Origin of the sequence: Lactonifactor longoviformis DSM 17459 (assembly GCF_900129135.1) — a bacterium.
GTDB lineage: Bacteria > Bacillota > Clostridia > Lachnospirales > Lachnospiraceae > Lactonifactor > Lactonifactor longoviformis.
Window position 1 is genome coordinate 1 of the sequence record NZ_FQVI01000074.1, and the last position, 1,305, is coordinate 1,305.

General features: G+C 42.6%; 3 protein-coding genes and 1 pseudogene. All 4 read left to right on the forward strand.

Features of this window, described 5'->3' with window-relative positions:
* A partial coding sequence (locus BUA56_RS22485; RefSeq protein ID WP_072854977.1) for a hypothetical protein occupies nucleotides 1-351 on the forward strand: 351 nt, incomplete at its 5' end.
* 51 nt (nucleotides 352-402) lie between these two features.
* Complete coding sequence (locus BUA56_RS23145; RefSeq protein ID WP_158641037.1) at nucleotides 403-561, forward strand: hypothetical protein; 159 nt, start codon at nucleotides 403-405, stop codon at nucleotides 559-561.
* A 43-nt stretch (nucleotides 562-604) separates the two neighbouring features.
* Nucleotides 605-1,033, forward strand: a complete 429-nt coding sequence (locus BUA56_RS22490) for a hypothetical protein (protein WP_072854978.1) — start codon at nucleotides 605-607, stop codon at nucleotides 1,031-1,033.
* Nucleotides 1,034-1,101: 68 nt separating this feature from the next.
* Nucleotides 1,102-1,305, forward strand: a pseudogene (locus BUA56_RS22495) (hypothetical protein); the annotation flags it as partial.

Here is a 1,305-nt window from a genome sequence, read left to right on the forward strand (position 1 = left end):
TTTATCGGGATCCGCCACGTGTCGAATGATGAAAGCTACCAAAAAGGTGACTGCTGCAGAAACTCCTATGATTGGGATTACGTAGTAGACTGTAGTACTTATGATACCGAATCCCCCGTAGAGCTTCCTGGAACATGTGCGTATGATACGAGGATAGACTTAGGATGGGATGAGCCGGAAGAAATTCAAGAGAAACTCGAAAAGGCACTTAGGGAATCCAGCGTATATTTTGGAGAAGCGATCGTTATCGGAGGGGACCGAATGGAATACGGAAATGACGAAAATGAACTCATAATTGCAGATGCAATGGTCATTGAAGTATTAACAAAGAATGTGGCGTTAGCTGCTTAAATATTATCACACCCGTCCCGGCCGGGAAACGCCGGGAGAAAGAAGGTAAATATGAAAAAAGGAATCATGGATTTGTTAGTTGAGGAACTGAATAATAATCGCACGGAAGAACAGAAACGGAGCGGCGAGAAATGGGAGAGGCTCCACAGTGAACAGTATCAGATAGTACAGACAAAAGACGGAACTTTTCATAATCCCATTAAAAAGTAGAATTCTAACCCGCCACGGAGGAACGAAGGCAGAAAGGAATATTATGGACGTTATATTATTAGAAAAGAAAAAAATGGCTCAGGCAATGAATTTTGGAAAATACCCGGTCTTAAGCGTGGACTTGGATAACAAATTGCATGAAGATGATGACTATGCAATTGGGTGCGAATGCCGTGTCGCCTGGGATAGAGACGATGGACGATATAATGGGATGACAACAAAATGTACCCTTAAAATCGAAGGCGGAAAGTATTTCCTAACTAACCCCGGGATCATCATTAAGGCATGTCACGGAGTGGATGACTTTATCGAAGACATAAGAAGGGCTAACCTGCCCTTGGTACATAAAGGGCAGACCGTAGCTGTTGCGCATTATTCGAAAGAACTTGATATCAAGTTTGTTCGCGTGATGAAAGTATCGGATAGAATAGATATTCTATGCGAGACAGTGGCGACATTGGAAGACTTTTGAGATTGATTACCCCGTCCCGGCCGGGCAAAGCCGGATTACAACTCAAAAAATGAACGGAGGAAATGATCATGAAAAAATATTTTAGGAATGTGTCTAGTTTTGAAGATTTAAAAAGCCAATACAAAGCCCTATTAAAGGCCAATCACCCGGACAACGGCGGGGATCTGGAAGTCATGAAAGAAATCAATGTTGAGTTTGACGCACTCTTCCCGATATGGAAGAATCGTAAAGAAACAGAGCTCGGTGAAACAATCAATGAAACTGCATCCAGT